Origin of the sequence: Shewanella sp. SR43-4 (genome assembly GCF_014163845.1) — a bacterium.
GTDB classification, from domain to species: domain Bacteria; phylum Pseudomonadota; class Gammaproteobacteria; order Enterobacterales; family Shewanellaceae; genus Shewanella; species Shewanella vesiculosa.
In genome coordinates this window covers 211176-235545 of sequence record NZ_JACJEB010000003.1, presented here as the reverse complement: position 1 = coordinate 235545, position 24370 = coordinate 211176, and the positions used below count along the sequence as shown (strand labels likewise).

The 24370-nt window shown below is 41.2% G+C and carries 14 protein-coding genes; 8 read left to right on the top strand and 6 right to left on the bottom strand.

All coding sequences use genetic code 11. The annotated features are described in order from the left end of the window. Positions 1-10: 10 nt before the first annotated feature. Together H5123_RS04815 and lrp are read right to left on the bottom strand one after the other, a co-directional pair. On the bottom strand, positions 11-2659 hold the full coding sequence (locus H5123_RS04815) for a DNA translocase FtsK (RefSeq protein WP_182697188.1): 2649 nt from the start codon (positions 2657-2659) through the stop codon (positions 11-13). A gap of 272 nt (positions 2660-2931) precedes the next feature. Next, positions 2932-3429 carry a leucine-responsive transcriptional regulator Lrp gene (gene lrp, locus H5123_RS04810; RefSeq protein ID WP_124015951.1) on the bottom strand — a complete coding sequence of 166 codons (498 nt, stop codon included), beginning with the start codon at positions 3427-3429 and terminating at the stop codon, positions 2932-2934. Positions 3430-3607: 178 nt separating this feature from the next. On the opposite strand from lrp, the gene ald reads away from it, so the two are divergent. Continuing rightward, complete coding sequence (gene ald, locus H5123_RS04805; RefSeq protein WP_124015950.1) at positions 3608-4723, top strand: alanine dehydrogenase; 1116 nt, start codon at positions 3608-3610, stop codon at positions 4721-4723. A 173-nt stretch (positions 4724-4896) separates the two neighbouring features. Here the strand turns inward: ald and H5123_RS04800 are convergent, their stop codons facing one another. The 4 genes from H5123_RS04800 to H5123_RS04785 all read right to left on the bottom strand — a co-directional run bounded on the left by H5123_RS04800 (position 4897) and on the right by H5123_RS04785 (position 11948). Further along, positions 4897-7164 (bottom strand): EAL domain-containing protein, encoded by a 2268-nt coding sequence (locus tag H5123_RS04800; RefSeq protein WP_182697187.1) that lies wholly within the window; start codon positions 7162-7164, stop codon positions 4897-4899. 220 nt (positions 7165-7384) lie between these two features. Continuing rightward, on the bottom strand, positions 7385-8599 hold the full coding sequence (locus tag H5123_RS04795; protein WP_124015948.1) for an RsmB/NOP family class I SAM-dependent RNA methyltransferase: 1215 nt from the start codon (positions 8597-8599) through the stop codon (positions 7385-7387). A gap of 281 nt (positions 8600-8880) precedes the next feature. Further along, positions 8881-10146 (bottom strand): sugar MFS transporter, encoded by a 1266-nt coding sequence (locus H5123_RS04790; RefSeq protein WP_182697186.1) that lies wholly within the window; start codon positions 10144-10146, stop codon positions 8881-8883. 170 nt (positions 10147-10316) lie between these two features. Further along, on the bottom strand, positions 10317-11948 hold the full coding sequence (locus H5123_RS04785; RefSeq protein ID WP_182697185.1) for an alpha-glucosidase: 1632 nt from the start codon (positions 11946-11948) through the stop codon (positions 10317-10319). Positions 11949-12455: 507 nt separating this feature from the next. Between H5123_RS04785 and H5123_RS04780 the strand changes: the two genes are divergently transcribed. From H5123_RS04780 to H5123_RS04750, 7 genes are all read left to right on the top strand, one after another. After that, the gene (locus tag H5123_RS04780; RefSeq protein ID WP_182697184.1) at positions 12456-15176 is read left to right on the top strand and encodes a TonB-dependent receptor; all 2721 of its coding nucleotides are present in this window, start codon (positions 12456-12458) and stop codon (positions 15174-15176) included. Between the two features lie 115 nt (positions 15177-15291). Further along, positions 15292-16830: a tryptophan halogenase family protein gene (locus H5123_RS04775; protein WP_182697183.1), complete on the top strand. Its 1539-nt coding sequence runs from the start codon at positions 15292-15294 to the stop codon at positions 16828-16830. Between the two features lie 85 nt (positions 16831-16915). Continuing rightward, the gene (locus H5123_RS04770; RefSeq protein ID WP_182697182.1) at positions 16916-18835 is read left to right on the top strand and encodes a glycoside hydrolase family 13 protein; all 1920 of its coding nucleotides are present in this window, start codon (positions 16916-16918) and stop codon (positions 18833-18835) included. 97 nt (positions 18836-18932) lie between these two features. Beyond that, on the top strand, positions 18933-20921 hold the full coding sequence (locus H5123_RS04765; RefSeq protein ID WP_259395588.1) for an alpha-amylase family protein: 1989 nt from the start codon (positions 18933-18935) through the stop codon (positions 20919-20921). Between the two features lie 294 nt (positions 20922-21215). Beyond that, on the top strand, positions 21216-22079 hold the full coding sequence (locus H5123_RS04760) for a delta-class carbonic anhydrase (RefSeq protein WP_182697181.1): 864 nt from the start codon (positions 21216-21218) through the stop codon (positions 22077-22079). A gap of 375 nt (positions 22080-22454) precedes the next feature. Next, positions 22455-23051, top strand: coding sequence for a tRNA (pseudouridine(54)-N(1))-methyltransferase TrmY (gene trmY / locus H5123_RS04755; RefSeq protein WP_182697180.1), 597 nt, complete (start codon positions 22455-22457; stop codon positions 23049-23051). Positions 23052-23484: 433 nt separating this feature from the next. Further along, positions 23485-23682, top strand: coding sequence for a CPXCG motif-containing cysteine-rich protein (locus tag H5123_RS04750; protein WP_124015939.1), 198 nt, complete (start codon positions 23485-23487; stop codon positions 23680-23682). Positions 23683-24370 lie beyond the last annotated feature (688 nt).

Genomic DNA, 24370 nt, shown 5'->3' with positions numbered 1-24370 from the left:
ATCATTCCTATTATGATCTCGGTGGCGGTGGAGCCAATACTTCACGATTACCATTATGACCTTGAGCTGTCACAATACCTTGGCTTTCCATCATTTCAATAATACGGGCGGCACGGTTATAACCAATTTTAAATTTACGCTGTACGCTAGAAATAGAGCCACGGCGCGTTTCGGTAACAAACGCAACGGCATCATCATACAACGCATCTAACTCTTCTTCACTGTCTGAGGTTTCACCGGGTAACAATACTTGCTCGCCATCGGTGGCGCCGTTAAGAATGTCGTCAATGTATTGCGGTTTGCCTCGAGCACACCAATCGGCAACCACTTTATGAACTTCGTGATCATCAATAAACGCTCCATGAACACGATTAGGTAAACCGGTACCAGGTGGAAGATACAACATATCCCCCATACCTAATAAGGTTTCTGCACCTTGCTGATCAAGAATGGTACGAGAATCAATACGTGATGACACTTGAAACGCAATACGGGTTGGAATGTTAGCTTTAATCAGACCAGTGATCACATCAACCGATGGCCGCTGAGTGGCCAATATTAAGTGGATCCCTGCAGCACGAGCTTTTTGAGCAATACGGGCAATTAACTCTTCAACTTTTTTACCAACAATCATAATCATGTCAGCAAATTCATCAACCACCACCACGATAGATGGTAGCTTTTCAAGCGGCGGCGCATCATCTAACATACTTTCTGATGACTTCCATAATGGATCGGGAATGTACTCCCCTTTTGCAGCAGCATCTTTAATTTTGATGTTGTAACCTTTAAGGTTACGAACCCCTAATGCAGACATTAATTTATAACGTCGCTCCATTTCGCCGACACACCAACGCAATGCATTAGCGGCTTCTTTCATGTCGGTAACCACTTCACAGAGTAAATGTGGGATCCCCTCATACACAGATAATTCGAGCATTTTAGGGTCAATCATAATAAAGCGAACATCATCCGGGCCTGATTTATACAATAAGCTGGTGATCATCGCGTTCACACCCACAGACTTACCAGAACCTGTCGTACCGGCAACCAATAGATGAGGCATTTTACCTAAATCAACCACCACAGGTTCACCGGCGATGTCTTGACCCAGCACCATAGATAATGTTGATTTGCTGTCTTTAAAAGCGGCGGAATCGAGCACATCACGCATAAATACGGTTTCACGGAATTTATTTGGCAACTCTAAACCGACATAAGCTTTACCAGGAATCACTTCAACGACCCGCACGTTTTCAGATAATAATGAGCGGGCTAAGTCTTTCGAGAGATTGGTAATTTTAGATGCTTTAACCCCAGGGGCTAATTCAAGCTCAAAGCGAGTAATCACCGGGCCAGGATAAACGCCAACAACATTGGCGATAATATTAAAATCCGCCAGCTTTGCTTCAACTAATCGAGCTACTTGCTGAAGTTCGGCTTCACTAATAGGGTTTTTCTTGCGATCAGGCACATCAAGCAAGGTAATGCTTGGTAAAGGATCCATTTTCTGGCGAGCTTGTTGCGTGGTTTGACCATCGATTACCACTACGCCGTCAACAATTCTGGCTTCTTTTTTCGGTTTTTGTTGTGCAACTAATGCCCCCTTTGAATGAGGTTTGGCAAAAGCTTCCTCAAATGGCTCATCACTATCAGAGTGATTCATACTCTGAGCAATATCGAGGTCATCATTGTCGTCGTCAAGATTGAAGTCAACGTCGTCTTTTGTCGCGACCCAAGGCGCAAATGGCGTGTCTTCATGATCAAATTGTATTGACGGTTCTTGACGATCGTCACTATCAAACTGTTGGTCATCAATGTCTGAAACCGCAATATCTTCAGTGGGTTTAGGCTTGCGACTAAAGAAGCTACGTTTCTTTTCTACAACCGGCGGTGTCTCGACTGCTTGTTTAATATGGATTGGCGTTTTAACCGGCTTGTTAGATTGAGTTCTTGTTGGCTGATGTTGATCATCCATTTCGTTACGACGTTGGGTAAATTTATCCACTAATGAAAGGAAGCCTTTAGTATCTTCGGTTTCTGTTTCTCGTTTAAATAATTTAGGTAAATGCCATATTTTCTTGGCACACCAGATAGAACCTAAGCCGGTTAATTCAATAATGGTTAACCAACTAATCCCAGTCGCTAAAGTGAAGCCTGCGCCAAAAAAACACATTAGCAATAATGTGGTTCCTAGCTTATTAAAGTACGGCAACATCGCCTGACCAATCACATCACCGGCTACCCCACCGGCTGAAAAGACGTACATATTGTCGGCATTCATACTGACCAATGCAGCTAAGCCTAACAACATCAAAATAAAACCAATAATTCTTAATCCAACTGAAAAATAATCTATTTCAAACAAACGATGTGCACGATTGAAAATAAACCAACCCGTGGTGGCTATCATAATAGGAATTAAAAAGGCGATGAAACCAAAGAAGTAAAACAGCACATCTGCAGTCCAAGCGCCAACAGCACCAGTCCAGTTGTGAATTTCACCTTGGAAATGCGACTGACTCCAGCCTGGATCACTTGGATTAAAACTGGATAATGCCAATAGAATGTATGTCGCGATCATGCAACATAAAATAAGGCCACCTTCAAGCAATCGTTGAAGGCCACTGAGTGTTTTTAGACTATTTTCCTGAGTCAAACGAAAGAATCCATAAAAAGTGAAAAATAAGGGTTAAGATAACAGAATATCACTGTATTTGCAGTGATTATGCACCTTGAATTAGTCAAGCTCAATCGATTGTTATACCGAATTAATCCAGAAACAAAAAAGCCTTAACGATTACTCTCAAGATGATGATTTTATATACAAAGATTAGTTCTATTTGATTAGATGATGAATATAAGTGGACAATGGTCATCTATATTCATCAATCAGCGGCTAAAGACTTGATGGGAGATTAAACTGTAGGATTAGCCTAAGTTGTATAACGCGACCTTATTCGTCTGTTTGACCTCTTCCATTACCACGTAAGTACGAGTATCTGAAATTGAGGGCAGTTTCAGCAATGTTTCACCTAATAAACGCCTATAAGCAGACATATCTGATACTCGAGTCTTTAATAGGTAGTCGAAATCACCAGAGACCAAATGGCATTCTTGGATATCATCGAGTAATTGTACTGCACGATTAAAGCGGTCAAAAATATCAGGAGTATCACGATTAAGGGTGATTTCAACAAATACTAATAAAGAAGCACCAAGGAAATGTGGATTAACCAGTGCAGTGTAGCCACTTATAAAACCTTGTTTTTCAAGCCTTTTCACTCTTTCTAAGCATGGAGTTGGACTCAACCCCACTCGTTTTGATAGTTCAACATTCGAAATGCGACCATCCAATTGAAGCTCATTTAAAATATTGCGATCTATACGGTCTAAATCTTTTACTGAAAAGCTTTTACTATTTGCCATATATTTAACCTTGCTTTGTACTTAAAACAATATTTTTGTCTATAAAAAGTGCAATTTCAGCAGCATAATCTGCTAAAGCAGCACTATACTAGAGTGGCTTGAAATAAGCACGTTCAGGTCACAATTAATAACAATTATACCCATTTGAAGTGGGTTTTATGTCAATCGAGGCTCAAAAATGATTATTGGTGTTCCAACAGAAATCAAAAACCACGAATACCGTGTAGGCATGGTCCCTTCAAGCGTACGTGAATTGACCTTAAAAGGTCACGATGTTTTTGTACAATCAGAAGCGGGTGTGGGGATTGGGTTTACCGATCAAGATTATATAGACGCTGGTGCCTCGATTTTAGCCACTGCAGCTGAAGTTTTTGCTAAAGCAGAGATGATTGTAAAAGTAAAAGAGCCGCTAACCGTTGAACGTGCAATGCTACGTCACGACCAGATTTTATTTACTTATTTACATCTTGCACCAGATTTAACACAAACAAATGAGCTAATCGCCAGCGGTGCTGTGTGTATTGCTTATGAAACCGTAACAGATGACCGTGGTGGATTACCATTACTTGCACCTATGTCAGAAGTGGCTGGGCGCATGTCAATCCAAGCTGGTGCTCGTGCTCTTGAGAAATCATTAGGTGGACGTGGTATGTTGCTTGGTGGTGTACCGGGTGTTGAACCTGCTAAAGTTGTCATAATTGGCGGCGGTATGGTAGGTACTAATGCTGCACAAATGGCTGTAGGTATGGGTGCTGACGTTGTTGTATTAGATCGTAGTATCGATGCATTACGTCGCTTGAATATTCAGTTTGGTTCTGCTGTAAAAGCGATTTACTCAACAGCGGATGCCATTGAACGCCATGTATTAGAAGCCGATCTTGTGATTGGTGGTGTATTGGTTCCTGGTGCAGCGGCACCAAAATTGATTACCAGAGATATGGTTAAGCGTATGAAGCCTGGTAGCGCGATTGTTGACGTGGCAATTGACCAAGGTGGCTGTGTTGAAACATCACACGCAACAACGCACCAAGACCCAACGTATATTGTTGACGACGTTGTGCATTACTGTGTGGCAAATATGCCAGGTGCAGTTGCCCGCACTTCGACGTTTGCATTAAACAATGCAACGCTTCCTTACATTATCAAGTTGGCGAACCAAGGTTACAAACAAGCATTATTAAATGACAAGCATTTACTTAATGGCTTAAATGTTATCCACGGAAAATTAGTCTGTAAAGAAGTGGCTGAAGCATTAAGCCTTGAATTTACTGAACCTAAGAGCATGTTGGCTTAATTTATTTTGACCTAACATTGACTTACTAAATAAAAATGCCGCATTAATTGATGCGGCATTTTTTTTACTTCACTATTCAGATTAAGAAAATGAACTTATCAACCAGGATATGAATATATTAACTTGCTGGCACCATTCTACTCATCATTCTGGGTAATTGACGTTCTGCCGTTCTATTTTAATCTTGCTATTGATTCGGCTTGTTTAGCTAACAAATCGAAAAACGCCTCTTGTGGCATCGGTTTATGAAAGTAGTAACCTTGTACAGCGTCTATGTTTTGCTGCTTAATAAAATCAAGCTCTACTTCGGTCTCCACTCCTTCAGCAACAATCGATAAGTCTAATGCGCGACTCATGCTAACAATGGCTTCAATTAAGGATTTGTGACGTGAACCTGATGAAATTCGTTGAATGAATGATTTATCAATTTTGATTTGATCAACGGGGAAGTTAACTAAATACGATAAAGAAGAATATCCGGTACCAAAATCGTCTACCGAAATCTGCATGCCGCGATGCCTTAGATCTGTCAGTAACTGATTTATGCTGTCTTGTTGCGTCATCATTAATGATTCTGTTATTTCAAGAGTAAGCAGAGAGTAAGGAAAAACGTCAAGCCCAAATTGTTGCTGTAACACATCAAAGTAAGCGGCAAAACGATGTTGTAAATCAGTATTCCAAAACTCAATAGTGGACACGTTAATGGATAACGGGATAGTAAAATCACTTTTTTGCATCGCGACAATACTTGTTAACGCTTGCATTCTTACCCACTCACCGATTTGGACAATTAGCCCAGACTCCTCTGCAATAGGAATGAACTCATCTGGGGAAATAAACTGGTCATCATGTATCCAGCGTAACAAGACTTCAGCTTTGGTAATTTGAGCGGTAAAAGGATTAACAATTGGTTGATAATACAACTGAAATTCATTTTGGATTAATGCGGTTTTGAGATAGAGATGCAGTTCCGCATTTCTTTCGGCATCTTTTTGAATTTGTTGATTAAAAAACTGCATACAATTACGGCCATGCGCTTTGGCACTGTACATAGCTTGAGTGGCACAATTTAATATCTGTTCAACATTATCAGCATCATAAGGATAACGAGCAAGACCGGTACTCATTGATAACATCATATCTTGGTCGGCAATAATAAAATGCTTTTTTAACTCATCAGTGATGTTGTTAAACATACTTATCAATGACTCAGTACACATTTTTCCCAGTATGACCAAGGCAAATTCATCAGCGGCAATACGGGCAATAAGGACATTCTCGGGAATTGTATTTAACAAACGTTGCGCGACTAATTTGAGAACCAGATCACCGTTATCATGGCCAAACGTATCATTAATTTGTTTGAAGTGATCAATGTCCATCAGCATCAAACTGAATTCTTGCTTTTTACCATCAATACTATTTTTGCACTTCATTGCTTGCAGAGTTTCAAACAAGTACTTGCGGTTTGACAATCCGGTTAATTGATCATAATTAGTTTGGAAACTTATTATTTTCTCAGCATTTTTACGTGCAGAAATATCAGTAATTAGCCATGCAAAACAATTTTGTTGAGTAAAGGTATCTCTAATAACCGTCACATTGAGCGCTATATCAATGATATCATTATCAGTTTTAAGTCCTTTTAACTCCCCTTTCCAAGCATGCCCGCGTTTTAAATGTTCAAATAAATCTGCAACCTCCTCCGCTTTGGAGTGGCTTAAAAAGCGATGAACATCGAATAAATTAAGATTGGCATAATAGGTAGATGTTAACGACTTAAAAACAGGGTTAGCAGACAAAACGACATTATCTTCACTGGTGATCACTAGCGAGATAGGCAAACTGTTAAATATTGTGCTGCTTAAACGTTGAATATGCATGCCACGACTGCGTTCAATGGCTAAACTGGCCAAACGTGCCGCCTCTTGAATTAAGTATAAATCTAGCTCTGAAGGCGATTTAACCGTGTCATAATACATGGCAAACGTGCCGAGTACTTTTTGATTGCTGTCTTTTATCGGTTCTGACCAACACGATTTTAATCCCGCTTTAAGCGGTAATTCTTTATACTTTGTCCAATTGGGATGATGTTCAATATCTTCAACAATCACTCTTTCGCAGGTATATGCCGCGGCTCCACAAGAACCGACATCAGCGCCGATCTCAACACCGTTAATGGCATTATTATATTCTTCAGGCAGATTTGGCGCCGCCCCGAATAGTAGACGTTTACCATCATCACTCAATAACAGCACAGATGCTCGAGTGCCTATCTTTTGAGCTTCAATCAACAATATTAAGGCGTGAAGCATTTCGCCTAATGGAAGGCCCTTTAGTACCATATCAAGTATTGCACTGTAACGCTCAATACTCGATTCACGAAAATCGGCTTGAGGCGTATCTTCTATGAATTTATTGATATGCGGACCTATATCCATAACACTCCAACATCACAACGAATGATTCGACATACTTTTTATAATACACATAAGATTATGCATTTGTGAGAATATTATCAATATATTAACGTTTTTTTAATAAATTAATTACACCTAAACCCTAAATATTCCCCATAAAAAAACAGCACAATATTTTTGCGCTGTTTTTAAGTGATTAATAATCAATGGCGTGGTTGTAAAAAAGAGTAATGATGAATAACTATTCTGCTATCCGTTCCATCTTAGCTAGGTAGAAGCCATCAAAACCACGTTCCGACACTAAAATATTTTCATCTTCTATCAGCGAAAACTGCGGATTTTCAGCTAGAAAAGCATCCACTTGATGACGATTTTCTTCAGGCATAATTGAGCAAGTTGCATAAATTAACATGCCGCCCACTTTCACCATGCGGCTATAACTTTGTAAAATATGCTTTTGTAATTCAATCAATACTGGCAAGCGCTCTGGAGTATCACGCCATTTTGAATCCGGATTTCGTTTCAATACCCCAAGCCCAGAACAAGGGACATCTAACAATACCCTGTCTGCGGTTAATTTTAAGCGTTTAATGGTTTTCGAACTGGCGATAATCCGCGTTTCAACATTATGAGCACCTGCACGTTTAGCGCGTGTTTTAAGATTATCGAGTTTCCATTGCTCAACATCCATGGCTAACAAACGGCCTTTGCCCTGCATCTGTGCAGCAATGTGTAAGGTTTTACCACCCGCACCAGCACAAGCATCAACAACTCGCATACCCGGTTTTGCGCCAACGGCATCGGCAACCAATTGCGATCCGGCATCTTGTTGTTCAAACCAGCCGTCTTTAAAGGCGTCAGTTCGAAACAGTGCAGAGTCAGAAGTGACCTCAATTGCAGAAGCCACATCATCCAAAGGCACAGCTGTTACACCTTCTTTTTGTAAGCGACTGATCAATTTTTCACGGTCACATTTAAGCTCATTAACGCGTAAATAACGTTTTGGTTGCTCGGCAAGTGCTGCACGTTCAGCTGGCCATTTATCACCTAATTGTGCTTGTCCAAGTAAGTCTAGCCATTGTGGACAACCGTCCCAAAGCACAGGATCCATTTTGGCCTGTTCAAGGTTAGCATCAAATTTCGCTTGCTCAATCTGCAATGAATACTGCATTTTGGGTAAATCTAAACCGTGAAAGACGTGCCAACCGTTAAGTAACTTCGATCCTAAACGATCGAATTCTTCCGGTTCAATATCCACCAGAAAACAATATAAGTTTAATCGACGTAAAATATCGCCAGTGACCTGCGTGATCCGCGCTTGCTCTGATGGGTTAAGCGTTAAACCAGAAAAATGCTCTGAATAAGCTCTATCTAATGGTTTTCCTCGGGTTAACACCATAGTAAGTACATTTAAGACTAACTCTGATGAACTGCCTGACAACGGATAAGTCAACATGGGGGCTCTCTATCTAAGATTACGTTCAATTTAAAAACGTGCTGATCATAGGGATTAAAACACTTGATAGCAAGGCAATATCGGCCTTTGTCCCTTCAGTTGGCTGATTAAATCAGTCATTTCTTTAATCCATTTAACGTCAGTTTATCGCTTTAACTCATTCGGACTCTGTTTGCGAGTTATCCTCAAGATAAACCACAGACCAATGATATATTGCTTTAAATAAAAAAGCGGCCCGAAGCCGCTTATTTATCATGACATAAGTGAGTGTTTACACGACACTACATTCTTGAGCCTTTAGCACCATAAAAGATAATAAAGGCATAACATACAACCGGCAGAATAAACGCCAATTGCAGCCCCATATTATCGGCCAACACCCCTTGTAACAGTGGCAAAATCGCGCCACCGACAATCGCCAAACATAAAATACCACTTCCTTGAGAGGTATGAGGACCTAAATCTCGTAGTGCTAAACTAAAGATGGTTGGGAACATGATTGAATTGAATAGACCTACAGCTAAAATTGACCACATGGCTACGGCACCACTGCTGTTCATAGCAATCAAAACCAAAGTCGCTGCGACACAAGCATTAAATGCTAATAAGGTCCCTGCAGGAATTTTCTGCATAATCACAGAGCCCACAAAACGGCCAACCATGGCGCCGCCCCAGTAGTAAGTAATGTACTTAGCGGCATCAGCTTCTTGCAAACCTGCAATTTGCTCTTCACCTAGAAAACTTACTAAAAAGCTGCCAATTGAGACTTCTGCCCCAACATATACAAAAATACCAATTGCTCCCAGGACCAAGTGAATGCTTTGTAATGCGCTAGTTTTACCATTGTGAGTTACCACACCAGTATCAGAAGTATCATTGTGTTCGGTAATCTTAGGTAAATTAAGCTTGGCAAAAATTAAAGCCAGCAAACCGAGCATTGCAGCAAGAATTAAATAGGGCAGCTTAACCACTTCAGCTTCGGCTTGGGCGTGATCCAGTCCATCTAATGCACCTGACGCTACCGACAAAATTAATACCGCGCCAAAAAAGGGGGCCACCGTGGTGCCAAGGGCATTAAAGGCTTGGGTTAAATTTAAACGACTTGAGGCTGTTTCAACTGATCCTAACGCATTCACATACGGATTAGCTGCCACCTGCAAGATAGTTATCCCTGATGCCAATACAAATAATGCACCTAAAAATAATCCGTAAGTTGCAAATGCAGCAGCAGGATAAAACAGTAAACAACCGATACAGGCAATAATAAGCCCAGTGACGATACCTTTTTGATAGCCTAATTTTTTGACTAACTTACCGGCTGGTAATGAAACTAAAAAATAGGCGCCAAAGAAACAAAATTGAATCAACATGGCTTCAGTGTAATTTAACGAAAATACAGCTTTTAAATGAGGAATTAAAATATCATTTAAGCAGGTAATGAATCCCCACATGAAAAATAATGATGTCAGTGACACGAGCGCAAAGCGGTAATTACCACTATTGCCTGTTTCTGTTGTTTCAAGGGTACTGTGAATTGCTGTAGCCATAGGGAGATCTCTTCTTAATGATTATTGTTATACTACTGTTTTTAATCGTTAAACTCACTATCACATCCGCTATGATAGTGTAAAACTTTATCGCCGATATACTGAAAATAGTTCAATCAAAAAATAAACCAAAAAAAACCGAAATACAGCAGTATTTCGGCTTCGTCATGCTACCCAAGTAGGCCATAAAAACTGGCGAAGCTTGGCAACACAATAGTTGCAGGGTCCAGTATATCTTGCGCGCCACAGAGTAACCCATGATCGTCTATAATTGAAGACAATCGTAACTCATTTAATGCAAAAGTTTGTTGCTCACCACACAAATTAAACAACACTAGCATGCGCTGATCATCTTGACTGCGGATGAAGGCTAACACATCAGGATGACTGTCAATAAAGGTAATATCACCCTCAATCAGTAAATGTTGCTTTTTGCGCCACTGTAAAAAATGACGGTAACTTTGCAAAATCGAATCTTGATCAGCTTCTTGCACATCCACAGCACTATTATTATGCGCAGGATCAATAGGTAACCAAGGCGTTGCTTCAGTAAAGCCTGCATTAGCAGCCCCTTTTACCCAAGGCATCGGGGTACGGCATCCATCACGACCTTTAAACATCGGCCAAAAGGCAATGCCAAAAGGATCTTGTAGCTGGTCATATTCGATTGAGGCTTCCGTTAACCCCAGCTCTTCCCCTTGATAACTGCACACACTGCCACGTAGTGAAAATAACATCGCATTGAGCATTTTCACCATTGTTGGGTTCACGCTGGCTTTACCCCAACGAGACGCAACCCGTTTAACATCATGATTACCTATGGCCCAACATGGCCAGCCATCACCAATACTAGCTTCTAGCTCTTCAACGGTTTGACGAATATAAGCCGCGCTAAAATCATCGGTTAACAACTCAAAACTGTAGGCCATATGTAATCGGTCATCACCTTGAGTGTATTCAGCCATAGTGGCTAACGAGTCTTCAGATGACACTTCACCTAAGGTGACGGCGCCAGGATAACGATTAATTAACGCCCGCAGCTGTTCAATAAAGCCAACCGTTTGCGGCCGAGTATTATTGTAATAATGATATTGGTAAGCATAAGGATTATCTTCACTGAAGCCACGGCCTTGGCGCTTATCTTTGGGTTTAGCAGGGTTGTCACGTAATTGTTCATCGTGGTAACAAAACGTAATCGCATCGAGGCGAAAACCGTCAACGCCTTTTTTGAGCCAAAACTCAACATTGTCTAATACCGCTTGACGAGCCTGAGGACAGTGGAAGTTTACATCCGGCTGACTTTTGAGAAAGTTATGCAGATAGTATTGCTGACGACGAGGTTCCCACTCCCATGCACAACCACCAAAAATGGCGAGCCAGTTATTAGGCGCACTGCCATCGTCTTTAGGATCAGCCCACACATACCAGTCTGCTTTGTCATTGTCTCGGCTTTGACGACTTTGCTCAAACCAAGCATGTTGGTCTGAAGTATGGCTTAGCACTTGGTCAATCACGACCTTGATATTTAACTGATGGGCTTTTTCGATAAGCTGATCGAAATCAGCCATGGTGCCAAACAGCGGGTCAATTTCGAGATAGTCGCTGATGTCATAGCCAAAGTCTTTCATTGGCGACTTAAAAAACGGCGAAATCCAAATTGCATCAACATTCAGGCTGGCAATATAATCAAGTTTAGCAATGATGCCCTGTAAATCACCAACACCGTCACCATTAGTATCCATTAAACTGCGAGGATAAACTTGATATATCACTCCGCCGCGCCACCAACTGACCTGACCCATTGCATCCCCTTAGAAGTAAGTTAACCCTGAAATAAATCGACGAGTTACCTTGATGTTGCGACTGCGTAACAGTTCGCTAGTGTTTTTTTATTACCCCGAGGATACGTGAATAAGGAAATCAGGTTCAATACACCTGCATACGTATGCAAAGAAATAATTAGCTTGCAACATACAACTAAAACGCTATAAGCCTCATTAATACAACGAATTAAGTATGATACAAAGCCCCACTCAGTTGTTTCAAAATTGTAAAAAACTGTCACTAATTAGCCATGATTAGCGCTGAATACGTATGCATAATATTGTCGGCAAAACTGAACTGGGAGTAGTATCGTCACTGTTGTGCAACAATTTGGTCATAACTTCAGCACTTATGCAGTCACTTACAAAAGTTAATTAAGCATGCTGAGGTAAAAACACAATAAAGAATGTAACCAAAAATCAAAAGGATACTAACACTCAACTTGTACTTTACATTGTTAAGTATCCACAAAAGGGGAAATATTGATGTTGCTATTTAAACCGAGCCTACTCACGCTGGCGTTAGTTGCAGCTGGTGCAAGCATGACTGCTTACGCTGCTGATGACGTAAATACTACGGCAACTGCCGACGAAAATATTGAAGTGGTAAAAGTCACAGGTATTCGTCGCAGCTTACAAGAATCACAATCACTAAAAATGTCTTCGTCATCAATTGTTGAAGCCATTTCAGCCGAAGACATCGGTAAATTACCCGATGTTAGTATTGCAGAATCACTCGCCCGTTTACCTGGCGTATCAGCACAGCGCCTTGATGGCCGAGCTAACGTTATCTCTATCCGTGGTTTAGGTCCAGATTTCACTACTGCAACATTAAATGGTCGCGAGCAAGCCTCGGTAAACGATAACCGTGGTGTTGAGTTTGACCAATACCCTTCTGAATTATTAAACCGTGTGGTGGTATACAAAACACCAGATGCTTCTGTCATGGCGCAAGCCATCGGCGGCACGGTAGATATGCAAACGATTAGCCCGTTAACTCATGGCGAACAAACGATAGCCATGTCGCTTCGCGGCGAAATGAACGACTTAGGCTCACTTAATAGTGGTTCAAGCGATACCGGTTACCGTGGCAGTATTTCATATATTGACCAGTTTGCTGATGACACCATAGGTATTGCCCTAGGTTATGCACGCATGATGTCGCCTAACCAAGAAGAACGCTGGCAGGCATGGGGTTACCCAGAAAATGATGCTGGTGACAGTGTTTTAGGTGGCGCAAAACCATTTGTGCGTTCAAGCGAATTAGAACGTGATGGTGTATTAGCAGTATTTGAATACGCACCTAACGAAAAATTCACTTCAGTTGTTGATATTTACTATACAAAATTTACTGATGATCAACGTTTACGTGGTATCGAAATCCCTGCTGCTTGGGGCACTAATGGTGGCGTAACATCGACCACTGCTGAAGACGGTTTAGTCACTCAAGGAACCATTAATGGTGCCGAAGTCGTTGTGCGTAACGATGTTAACAAACGAGATGCTAAATCGCTTGCGATTGGTTGGAACAACAAGTTTACCATCAATGATAACTGGCGCGTAGAAGCTGATATTGCCCTATCAAAAGCAGAACGTACCGATATTGGTATGGAAAGCTACAGTGGCACAGGCCGTGGAACCGGCGTCGGCGCAGTGGATGACTTAGGTTTTAACTACAATGGAAATGGCGGCTATGACTTTACTCATAGCCTTAACTATGCAGATCCTAATGTCATTAAATTAGGTGATCCACTCGGTTGGGGCAGCCCACTGGGCGCTAATACTCAAGACGGTTTTATTAACAAGCCTGAAATTGACGATGAGCTTAAATCATTCCGTTTAACAGCAGAATACGTGTTTGATGAAGGTGCAGTGCGCAGTGTTGAGTTTGGTGTTAACCGCACTAATCGCGATAAAAGCAAACTTGATAAAGGTTATTACCTGACTTTAGCGGGCTATGACGGATCTGATAATTACTTAGAGACCGTTCCTGAACAGTATTTACTATCACCAACTTCACTTGATTTCTTTGGCATGGGTGACGTACTAAGTTATGACTCATTAGCGTTTTATAATGCTGGTGGTTATACCGAAACAGACGTAGCCGATGTGGATTTATCACGTGCGACTAACTCTTGGGCTGTATCAGAAGAAGTCACCACGACTTATGTTAAAGCCAATATAGAATCTGAATTGTTCGGTTTTCCTTTAACGGGTAACGTCGGTATTCAAGCTGTAAACACAAACCAAAACTCAGACGGTACAGTGGCCACAGTTGAAGATGGCGTTGTGACTTTAACGCCTCGCACTGCGGGTGACTCATACCTTGAATGGTTACCTAGCATGAACTTAGGCTTTGAAGTTGCCGATGGTCAAATGTTACGTTTTGCTGCTGCGCGTACGCTAACCCGTGCTCGTATGGACAAAATGAACGCTAACGTTAACTTTAGCTACACTCAAAACCCTAATGATGGTGTTAACTGGTCTGGTGGCGCTGGTAATCCAGAACTACGTCCTTGGTTAGCGCGTCAATACGACATTAGCTATGAAAACTATTTTAGTGACCAAGGTTATTTCTCATTAGCAGTGTTCTACAAAGACTTAGAAAACTACGTTTATGATCAACAAACTAACTTTGATTTCAGCACTATTTTGCCACAGAACCCAGGTGACAACCCAATTGGTAATGTCAGCCAACCTTTAAATGGTAATGGCGGTTATGTACAAGGTATTGAGGCCTCGTTATCAATCGACTTTGGTTTGTTTGCTGATTCTCTAAGTGGTTTTGGTACTATCTTAAGTGGTTCGTACAACGACAGCGAAGTAAAAGAAACTGCAGACAGCGATCCAACGACTCTGCCTGGTCTTTCTGAAAAAACCTTCAATGCCACTGTTTACTATGAAAACTCAGGTTTCGAAGCCCGTATCAGCTCTCGTTACCGCAGTGACTTCTTAGGTGAAGTGACTAAAATCAGTCTTCAACGTGAAAACGTTAACATCAAAGCAGAAACGGTTGTTGATGCGCAAATTGGCTATGACTTTACTGAAAGCGGCATCGATGCGCTATACGGTTTATCAGTACAGTTCCAAGTGAATAACTTAACCAACGAGCCATTTACGTCTTACACTGGTGATGACCAACGTTTAGTGCGTGATTATCAAAACTACGGTCGTAACTTTATGTTAGGCGCAAACTACAAGTTCTAATGGGCTTGTAGAATGCACTAAACCGACAAAAAAGCCTCTGTAACCTGTTACAGGGGCTTTTTTACTTTATCGGGTTCAGTAAAAATAAATCCTAAATAGTTAAAAGGCGATAACAATGGATCAAACGATAATAAAAAACATTGTCATTGTAGGCGGCGGAACGTCGGGCTGGATGACCGCAGCCATGTTAGCCAAGTTGTTTAACAAACAACTCAATATCACCCTTATTGAATCCGACGCCATAGGTACTATTGGTGTGGGTGAAGCCACTATCCCGCCACTGCAGATATTTAACAGTGTACTTGGGATTAGTGAAACTGATTTTATCAAAGCCACCCAAGCCACTTATAAATTGGGTATTGAATTTCAAAATTGGCATCAACAAGGCGAAGCTTATATGCACGCCTTTGGTAATATTGGCCGTGACCTAGGCTTTACCTCATTTCATCATTATTGGCTTAGTGCTCAGGCCAATCTTTCTCAAAGCAATCCTTCTCAAGCCAATGGCAGTCAATATAATGCCAATGACTTTTGGCAATACTCGCTTAACTATCAAGCGGCCAAACACAACAAATTTCAACCCATTCAAACCATTGCTCAAGCGCAAATGAGCGGTATTACCCACGCGTACCACTTTGATGCAGGCTTATATGCCAACTTGCTACGCCAATACAGTGTTCAACGTGGTATCAATCGAGTTGAAGGCATTATTACCAGCACCGAACTTAGCACCGATGGCAGTATAAAAAGTGTCACCTTACAAAATGGTCCTTGTATTAGTGGCGACTTATTTATTGATTGTTCGGGTTTTAGTGCATTGTTAATTGAACAGGCATTAGGCGTTGAATACGAAAACTGGCAGCATTGGCTACCTTGTGACAGCGCATATGCAGTGCCTTGTGAAAGCACCTCTCCCCTTACGCCTTACACTAAAGCCACTGCCCACCATGCTGGTTGGCAATGGCGTATTCCACTGCAACATCGCACAGGCAATGGCATTGTATATAGCAGCCAACATATGAGCGACGAACAAGCAAAACAGCATTTATTAGCCAACCTAGATGGAAAACCCTTAGCCGAGCCGCGTAAAATAAACTTCACCACTGGCAGGCGCGTCAAGCAATGGCATAAAAACTGCGTGGCTATTGGCTTATCGAGTGGTTTTTTAGAACCGTTAGAGTCCACCAGCTTACATTTAGTCCAATCAGCAATCATTCGTTTAACTAAATTATTTCCACGAAACGGTATTCAACCCCAGCACATTGATGAATTTAATCGCCAATCTCAAACTGAGTTTGAGCAAATCCGCGACTTTATTATTTTGCATTACCATCTTAATGCAAAACAATCTGCCGACAATGAACGCGGTTTATGGCAGCAATGTCGCGATATGGACATTCCCGAAAGCTTGCAATATAAAATCGATTTATTTAAAGCCACAGCAACAGTTTTCAGGCATCAAGATGAATTGTTTACTGAAGCAGCCTGGATCCAGGTAATGTTAGGACAAGGCATTATTCCAGAGGATTATCATCCGCTTACACAAGCGGTCAGCCAAGATGATTTAACCGACTACTTAACTAATATCCGTAAGGTTATTACCACCACTGTGAGTCAAATGCCGAGCCATAAAGACTATATTGCAGCGCTGTAACTGGTTTATATAACAACTTGATTTAATTATCTTAAGCGACTAATTAACCGTCATCAATAAACAAAAAAATACAGGATGAGTAACTATGTCATTTCATTACCCCCATTTAGCACAAGCCTACCAACAACACCTGGGCAGGTTAGCATCAAGCTTCTTACTCGGTTGTGCATTGAGCACATATGCCATGTCGGCCAATGCAACACTCAGTGTCGAGCCAATGTCATGGTGGGCAGGCATGCAACAACCCCAGCTACAACTATTGCTTACGGGGGAAAATATTCGTGAAAGCCAAGTTAAATTAATTAAGGCTCAAGGTGTCACGCTGATTAATGTCGAGAGAACTGATAGCAATAATCATCTATTCGTTAATTTGGATTTAAGCCAAGCTAAACCACAACAATTGATCTTAGGCTTATTTAAAGATGATCAGTTAATTGAACAATTTGATTATGAGCTACAAACCCGCAAAAAAGGCTCACGAGATCGCCAAGGCTTTAGTAATAAAGATGTGATTTACTTAATCACCCCGGATCGTTTTGTTAACGGTAATCCAGACAATGATAATCAGCCAGACATGCTTGAAAAAGCTGACCGCAGTTTTGATGGCGGTCGCCATGGCGGTGATATTTTGGGGATCCGCAAAGCACTGCCCTACTTACATGACTTAGGTGTAACCCAGTTATGGATAAATCCACTGCTTGAAAATAACCAACAAAAGTATTCTTATCATGGTTATTCCACCACCAATTTCTATCGCATAGATCCACGTTTTGGCAGCAATGAAGAATACCAATCACTCGTAGAAGAAGCGCAATCATTTGGTATTGGGATCATTCAGGATGTCGTGGTTAATCATATGGGATCAGGCCATCAGTGGATGAGCAGTATGCCGAGTAACACCTGGGTTAATGGCCAATCACGTTGGCTAAAAGATCCAACCGATGTCAGTTACTCAAGCCATAGACGCACTACAGTACAAGATCCTTACTCTGTGAATGCAGACAAAACTGATTTTAGCGACGGATGGTTTGACGTCACCATGCCAGACCTCAATCAACGCGATCCACACATGGCAACATACTTAATCCAAAATAGTCTCTGGTGGGTTGAATATGCAGGGCTGAGCGGTATTCGCGAAGATACTTACTCTTACGCAGATAAAGCGTTTTTAACTGCTTGGTCAAAAGCCATTATGGATGAATACCCTCATTTTAATATCGTTGGTGAAGAATGGAGCAGTAATCCAGTGACGGTGAGCTACTGGCAGGCAGGAAAGAAAAATGCCGATGGTTATCAATCTTTTGCACCCAGCATGATGGATTTCCCGCTTTACGACACGCTCATAGCCAGCTTAACTAAAGAAGAAGATTGGGGAGCCGGCTTTATCGACCTTTATCAAATGTTGGCTAACGACGTGGTGTATGCCAATCCAAGTCAGTTAGTGTTATTTGAAGGTAATCACGACACTAACCGTATTTATAGTTTAATGAAAAACGACATTGAACTGTACAAAATGGCCATGGCTTATGTGCTCACCAGCAACCGTATTCCGCAAATATTTTACGGTTCAGAAATAGTCATGCAAAGCCCTGCAGAAGGCCGTAACGACGGCGCTGTTCGGGGTGATTTTCCGGGTGGCTGGCCACAAGACAGTGTCAATGTGTTTACAGGAAAAGGCTTGGATCCGCAACAAACTGAAGCACTGACCTTTGTGCGTACATTACTCAATTACCGTAAAAACTCGTTAGCGATTCAACAAGGTAAATTGCAGCACTTTGTGCCACAAGACGGTATTTATGTCCAAAGCCGTCATCAAGGCAATGAAACCTTACTGGTCATCTACAATAAAAATACCCAAGCCGTTGAGCTTGATTTACAGCCCTTTAAACCTGCTATTAATGACAATACTATCGGCGTTGATATTATCAGCAAACAATCGTATTCATTATCCAAGCCACTTTCGTTGGCTAACAAAGGTGTCACTATACTTAAACTTGAACGCTGATATGTAGACGATTCAATCATTAAGGTACTGCAAATTATGGCGTGTTTCTATTGTCTTCAATACAAACACGCCAATAAAAACAATAAAAGAGAGACTCATGGGCCCCATCACCAAACCGTTAGTAAGCCAACTTCACATTCACCTACCGTTACCAAGCGTAAAAGTGTTGGTTATCGCCTGTATGCTGGGTTTAGGATTGAGTGCTTGCCAACCTAGTAAAGTTGAACAAACGAATACATCAATAAAAATCGATAACGATAAACTATCAGTTACTCCAACCACCCAAATACCTGCAACGGGCAAACCTGTGGTATATCAAGTATTCACACGTCTGTATGGCAACACTAACACTACAAATAAACCTTGGGGCACAATTGCAACTAATGGTGTGGGTAAATTTAGCGACTTCACGGATGTGGCATTACAAGATATCAAATCCTTAGGTACCACTCACGTTTGGTATACTGGGGTACCACATCATGCACTGATCAATGATTATACTGCCTATGGCATTAGTAATGATGATCCTGATGTTGTCAAAGGCCGTGCGGGCTCACCTTATGCCGTAAAAGATTATTACAACGTCAATCCTGATTTGGCTAATAATCCGGCTAGCCGCTTGGCAGAGTTTGAAGCACTGATCGCCAGAACTCACGCCAATGACATGCAAGTTATCATCGATATAGTGCCAAACCATGTTGCACGAAATTATCACTCTATTTCAGCGCCCAAAGGTGAACTAGACTTTGGTGCTAATGACGATAAAACCCAGGTATACAGTAGGCACAACAATTTTTACTATGTGGTCGGTGAAGATTTTCAAGTCCCTGATGCGTCAAATGGCTATCAAGCATTAGGTGGTGAAGCTCAGCCACTCAGTGATGGTAAGTTTCAAGAATCGCCCGCTAAATGGACCGGAAATGGTTCGCGTTTAGCCAAACCCGACGCCAATGATTGGTATGAAACCGTTAAAATTAACTATGGCGTTAAACCCGATGGCCGACATGACTTTCCAACGCTACCGCGTGACTATGCGACTAAATCTGCTGCAGAGCATTTAGCCTTTTGGCAAGCTCAAGATGCAAACAACATTCCCGATTCATGGCGTAAATTTGAACATATCGCCCAATATTGGTTAGCCAAAGGCGTAGATGGTTTTCGTTATGACATGGCCGAAATGGTGCCTGTGGAATTTTGGAGCTATCTCAATAGTCACATCAAGCACACTAATCCAAATGCATTTATCCTTGCAGAAGTGTATAACCCCGACTTATACCGTGATTATATTCATTTAGGCAAGATGGATTATCTTTACGATAAAGTCGATTTATACGACACCTTAAAAGCCATCATTCAAAGTAAGGCCAGTACAGCAGCCATTGCGACAGTTCAAGCAAAAGTCAGTGACATTGACCAGCATATGCTGCACTTTTTAGAAAACCATGATGAGCAACGCATTAATACCAGCGATTTTGCCGGCAATCCATTTAACGCCTTACCTGCTATGGTGGTATCGACCACGTTAAGTCGCTCACCTACCTTATTGTATTTTGGCCAAGATGTGGGCGAACAAGGCGCTGAAATAGCAGGCTTTGGCCAACCGACTCGCACTAGTATTTTTGACTATGTGGGCGTGCCAGCCCATCAACGTTGGATGAATAACGGCAAGTATGATGGCGGCCAATCCACAGCCGATGAAAAAGCCCTGCGCACCTATTATCAAACGCTATTAAGCCTAAGCCATACAGCATCGGCGTTAAGCGGTGATTACATGGAATTAGACACCCTACAGCGCCAGCTGAATACTCAAGGTTACGATAACCAAGTATTTGCTTTTAGCCGTTTTAACCACAACCAGCAATTGATCATTGTCAGTAATTTCAGCCAAAAACAAAGCAAACAATTTACCCTTGTGTTACCAAAGACGTTAATACAAAACTGGCATATTACAGGCAATAAAACGCTGACGAACTTATTAACAAATAACACAATAAGTCAGCAACTTATTTTAAATAACCAAGGTGGTGCCAGTGTTGATATTAACCTGCAACCACTGCAATCAGTGATCCTTGAACTAAAAAACTAACATCGGGCGTAGCGATCCTAGGCTGCCCAGACACATAACAATCATTATCCTCTGACAATTTAGGGAGGATAATGATTGTACTCAAGCTATCGGCCCTGCAATTTACCCATCCCTCTCTGTACGCAGATATTCCTCATCCGTTTCAAAAAACAATTATTCTCTAATACGCGTTAAATCAATTCGCTAATAGCGACACATAACAGTACTGATCATAGACCTGCACTGGCGTATTAATGATTAGCCAACTAATGTTATCTGCGATACATGAACATCATCGTGTTATAGGACATAACAATGATCAAACCACTTATCGTAACAATAACAACACTATCGCTTTCTATGAGTGCGATTGCGAAGGAAAACCACAGCGAACATCAGATCTCGATAGCTGATAATGTTATTGCTACACAAAGGGCAAACCTTGCAATTAGTACTAAAGGTAGAGGTTTTGGGCCTCAATCACCCCGAGATTTAAACTCACTGGTAGGAACCAATCCAATCAATTTTTCTCCTGCGCCAGCTTATACAGAAATGAATTTATGTAACATCCATTTCCATAAAAATGCTGAACATTCAGGAGGTGAATTTACTACCTATGCCGGTAACGGCAATGGCCAAGGCGTGACATCTGGCTATCAATATTCAGGCAAATTAACTAAAGCCGAATTGATGCCAGTGGACCATGCTGTTTGCTCTAGTGAACACGGCGCTTTAATCTCTGGTGATACCATAGAAGTCCATTATGTATATTCAAGTGCACAGGTTAGCCCTGGCCCAACATTAGGCGCTTGCTTAAACGAGGCAATCAATAACCCACAGCTACGAGTTGAAACGCAAGTCTTTGTCTTAGTCAATGACGCTAAAGCGCTAGATTTTTCAACATTAACGGCATTAGATATCAAAAATGGACTTCACCAAGCACTGAATATGCTTAGTAATACTGGCGAAGCGATTCAATATCTCGGCTCAACAACAGGCCCAAGCTACAATCAAGTCGGCTCGCCATTTCAAGTGTCTTGGAGTGTTCATCCTAAAGTCGCGAAAGTGAATATTGACACTGTCGGTAAATGGTGTGAGGGTAACGTGTTCAAAGAAGATCATCCTCATGGTGTGAGAAACTTAGTCACGAATCCTGCACTACTGTCACCGATGAAATAAGCTGTATAATCAATAACCTTAATTGGTCAAATCAAAAAGTCTCAGCTAACCTCTGTGACTTTTTATTTTTGGCCTTATTATTTTACCTATCAATAATATTAGGACTAAACAGCCTTTTATTGGCCTGATGAGCGGCATCAATAGTTGAATAAATCTCACTTCAGCATGCTCAATCACATCACGCTTAGCGCTTGTTTTAACAAGCGTATTGCTCAATTGTGCTTGTCTATGCCAGCTAAAACTCAACCATTAGATTAATCAGGTTACAGTCAAGCTTAAAACTGGGATAATAGCGACAATAAAAGCTGTAACTGATTGATTATTCGACTACGTTATCCGCTTTATGCTTAATTTACTTTCAAATAGGATATACCGATGCGCGCTTTTGTAGTTAGAGCCAGAGCTGCTCCAGTTGATAGTCAGCAGTTTTTAGCGGGTATTGGCGAATCGGCTCATACTGAAATTTTAGCCCACACCTTAATGAACACCATTTTTGTCGCCCAATCCCATCGCGACGATGTCGTGGTATATTTGGTGTTAGAGAGCACTCTTGATTTTTCACGTACCATCTGTTTTCGTTCAAGCGAATTAGGTCATATCGGTGGGTTTCATGAGCAAAACCTAACCAATAAAATTGCTAAAGCCTTAAGCGCATCAAAAGGGATGACCAAAGAACAGTTACGTGAAGTAGAGCCTGGAATTACGGTGCGCACAGTGAGTTTTGAAAAGTTAATACAAGAATTAGCTGAAGATTATCAACTGTATATGTTGGAGAAAAAAGGCACCCCAGTACGTGATGTAGAGTTTGCTGCTAATCCATGCTTTTTACTAACAGATCATATTCCTATGCCTAAAAAAAGCTTTAACAGCTTGAAGCGTCTTGGTACCCAACATATCAATTTAGGGCCAAAAATGTTGTTCGCATCTCAGTGTGTGGTGTTAATCCACAATGAATTAGATATGAGATTGTAATCGATATGGCCTGCAGTGATTAATTGAATTGTGGGTCAGTCAATTTTGCCATCATTCCGCTAATGCTTGTAGAGTGGAGTTTGATTTTATCTTTGTCGTCTCATCGCTTCTTGCAAATCATCACAAAAATAACCACCACCACTCTACAGAGCTAAAAAATTCTCTAACACCTCAACCAATATTGTATTTCTCGCTAAACTGAACAGACAAAGCGCCCTAAACTGTTCAATATTTAGTGGTCTCAACTCACTTAGCTGCGACAATCGATGGACGCGTTCCTGCTACAATCATAGCGGCAAGCTTGATAACGATGCTCTATAAACCGTCGATATAGAGGGGTTAAACAGTTTGGCGAATAACTTAAGCGGCTGATTTTATAATATCAGTCATTTATAAGCCGATATAAATTAATATAATTTAGGAGGTTACAAATTTGAACCAATTAACAGAGCAGCTTATAGATTGCCCCTATTGTGGTGAAACAATTGAAGTCCTTATTGATTCATCAGATGCAGGACAACAGTATATTGAAGATTGCCAAGTATGTTGCAAACCGATAAATTTCTTGGTTACTGAAAGTGTTAATGGTGAGATTACGGTGAATGTTTATAGTGAAGATGAGGCATTTTAATCAATATTAAATCACTTGGGCTTTTACTGTATAGATTCTTATATTTAAAAAGTTCGTTAAAAATTTGTGTTATCAATTGTCTGGCCCAGACTGTAGAACATATGCAGCTAAAACACACAGTGCCCCCATCCATTGGGGGTCGGTTAAAGTACAGGTTTAGCTCCTTTTAAATACATGCGTACCAAATAGTATTTTCTTCGATGTAGTCTCAATTGAACCGAGGAGTCAATCTAGGGCTATTAAACTTCATATTTTAGGCGTTTTTCAGGGATGTAAGCCTGTATTCAATACAGGCCCGTATCGGCTAAAGTTTATCTGGCGCTAAAGTTACTCTAGTAAGAGTTATCAAATTAGCACTACATCCCTACTGGCATGATATCAAGCCACTGTTCCTGCTTTAAATCAGCTTTATTGCGCACTATTTTAATTTAATGCCGAGCGTATTGAGCATTACCGCTCAACCTTTAACCTTGTATTAAAATACCAGCCCAAAGCTGAAACAGCACAATCATTTGAGGATTCCATACGCGGCTTTATCACTTTGAGTTATCAGCGCCATCGACCAAGTGGTAGTGCATTAACGCTTTTTATCCGAAAATGAGTTAGCTAATAAACGATTATCTTTTGCGAGCGGACATCCTGAATACGTATGCAGATCTTTGCTGCAAAATCTAAAAACGTCATATAT

Bases quoted from the DNA above. Each gene is read 5' to 3' on its own strand.
- H5123_RS04770 (WP_182697182.1), top strand. From the start codon at position 16,916: ATGTCATTTCATTACCCCCATTTAGCACAAGCCTACCAACAACACCTG.
- lrp (WP_124015951.1), bottom strand. From the start codon at position 3,429: ATGGCAAATAGTAAAAGCTTTTCAGTAAAAGATTTAGACCGTATAGAT.
- H5123_RS04785 (WP_182697185.1), bottom strand. From the start codon at position 11,948: ATGGGTCAGGTCAGTTGGTGGCGCGGCGGAGTGATATATCAAGTTTAT.
- H5123_RS04795 (WP_124015948.1), bottom strand. From the start codon at position 8,599: ATGTTGACTTATCCGTTGTCAGGCAGTTCATCAGAGTTAGTCTTAAAT.
- H5123_RS04775 (WP_182697183.1), top strand. From the start codon at position 15,292: ATGGATCAAACGATAATAAAAAACATTGTCATTGTAGGCGGCGGAACG.
- ald (WP_124015950.1), top strand. From the start codon at position 3,608: ATGATTATTGGTGTTCCAACAGAAATCAAAAACCACGAATACCGTGTA.
- H5123_RS04780 (WP_182697184.1), top strand. From the start codon at position 12,456: ATGTTGCTATTTAAACCGAGCCTACTCACGCTGGCGTTAGTTGCAGCT.
- H5123_RS04800 (WP_182697187.1), bottom strand. From the start codon at position 7,164: ATGGATATAGGTCCGCATATCAATAAATTCATAGAAGATACGCCTCAA.
- H5123_RS04760 (WP_182697181.1), top strand. From the start codon at position 21,216: ATGATCAAACCACTTATCGTAACAATAACAACACTATCGCTTTCTATG.
- trmY (WP_182697180.1), top strand. From the start codon at position 22,455: ATGCGCGCTTTTGTAGTTAGAGCCAGAGCTGCTCCAGTTGATAGTCAG.
- H5123_RS04790 (WP_182697186.1), bottom strand. From the start codon at position 10,146: ATGGCTACAGCAATTCACAGTACCCTTGAAACAACAGAAACAGGCAAT.
- H5123_RS04765 (WP_259395588.1), top strand. From the start codon at position 18,933: ATGGGCCCCATCACCAAACCGTTAGTAAGCCAACTTCACATTCACCTA.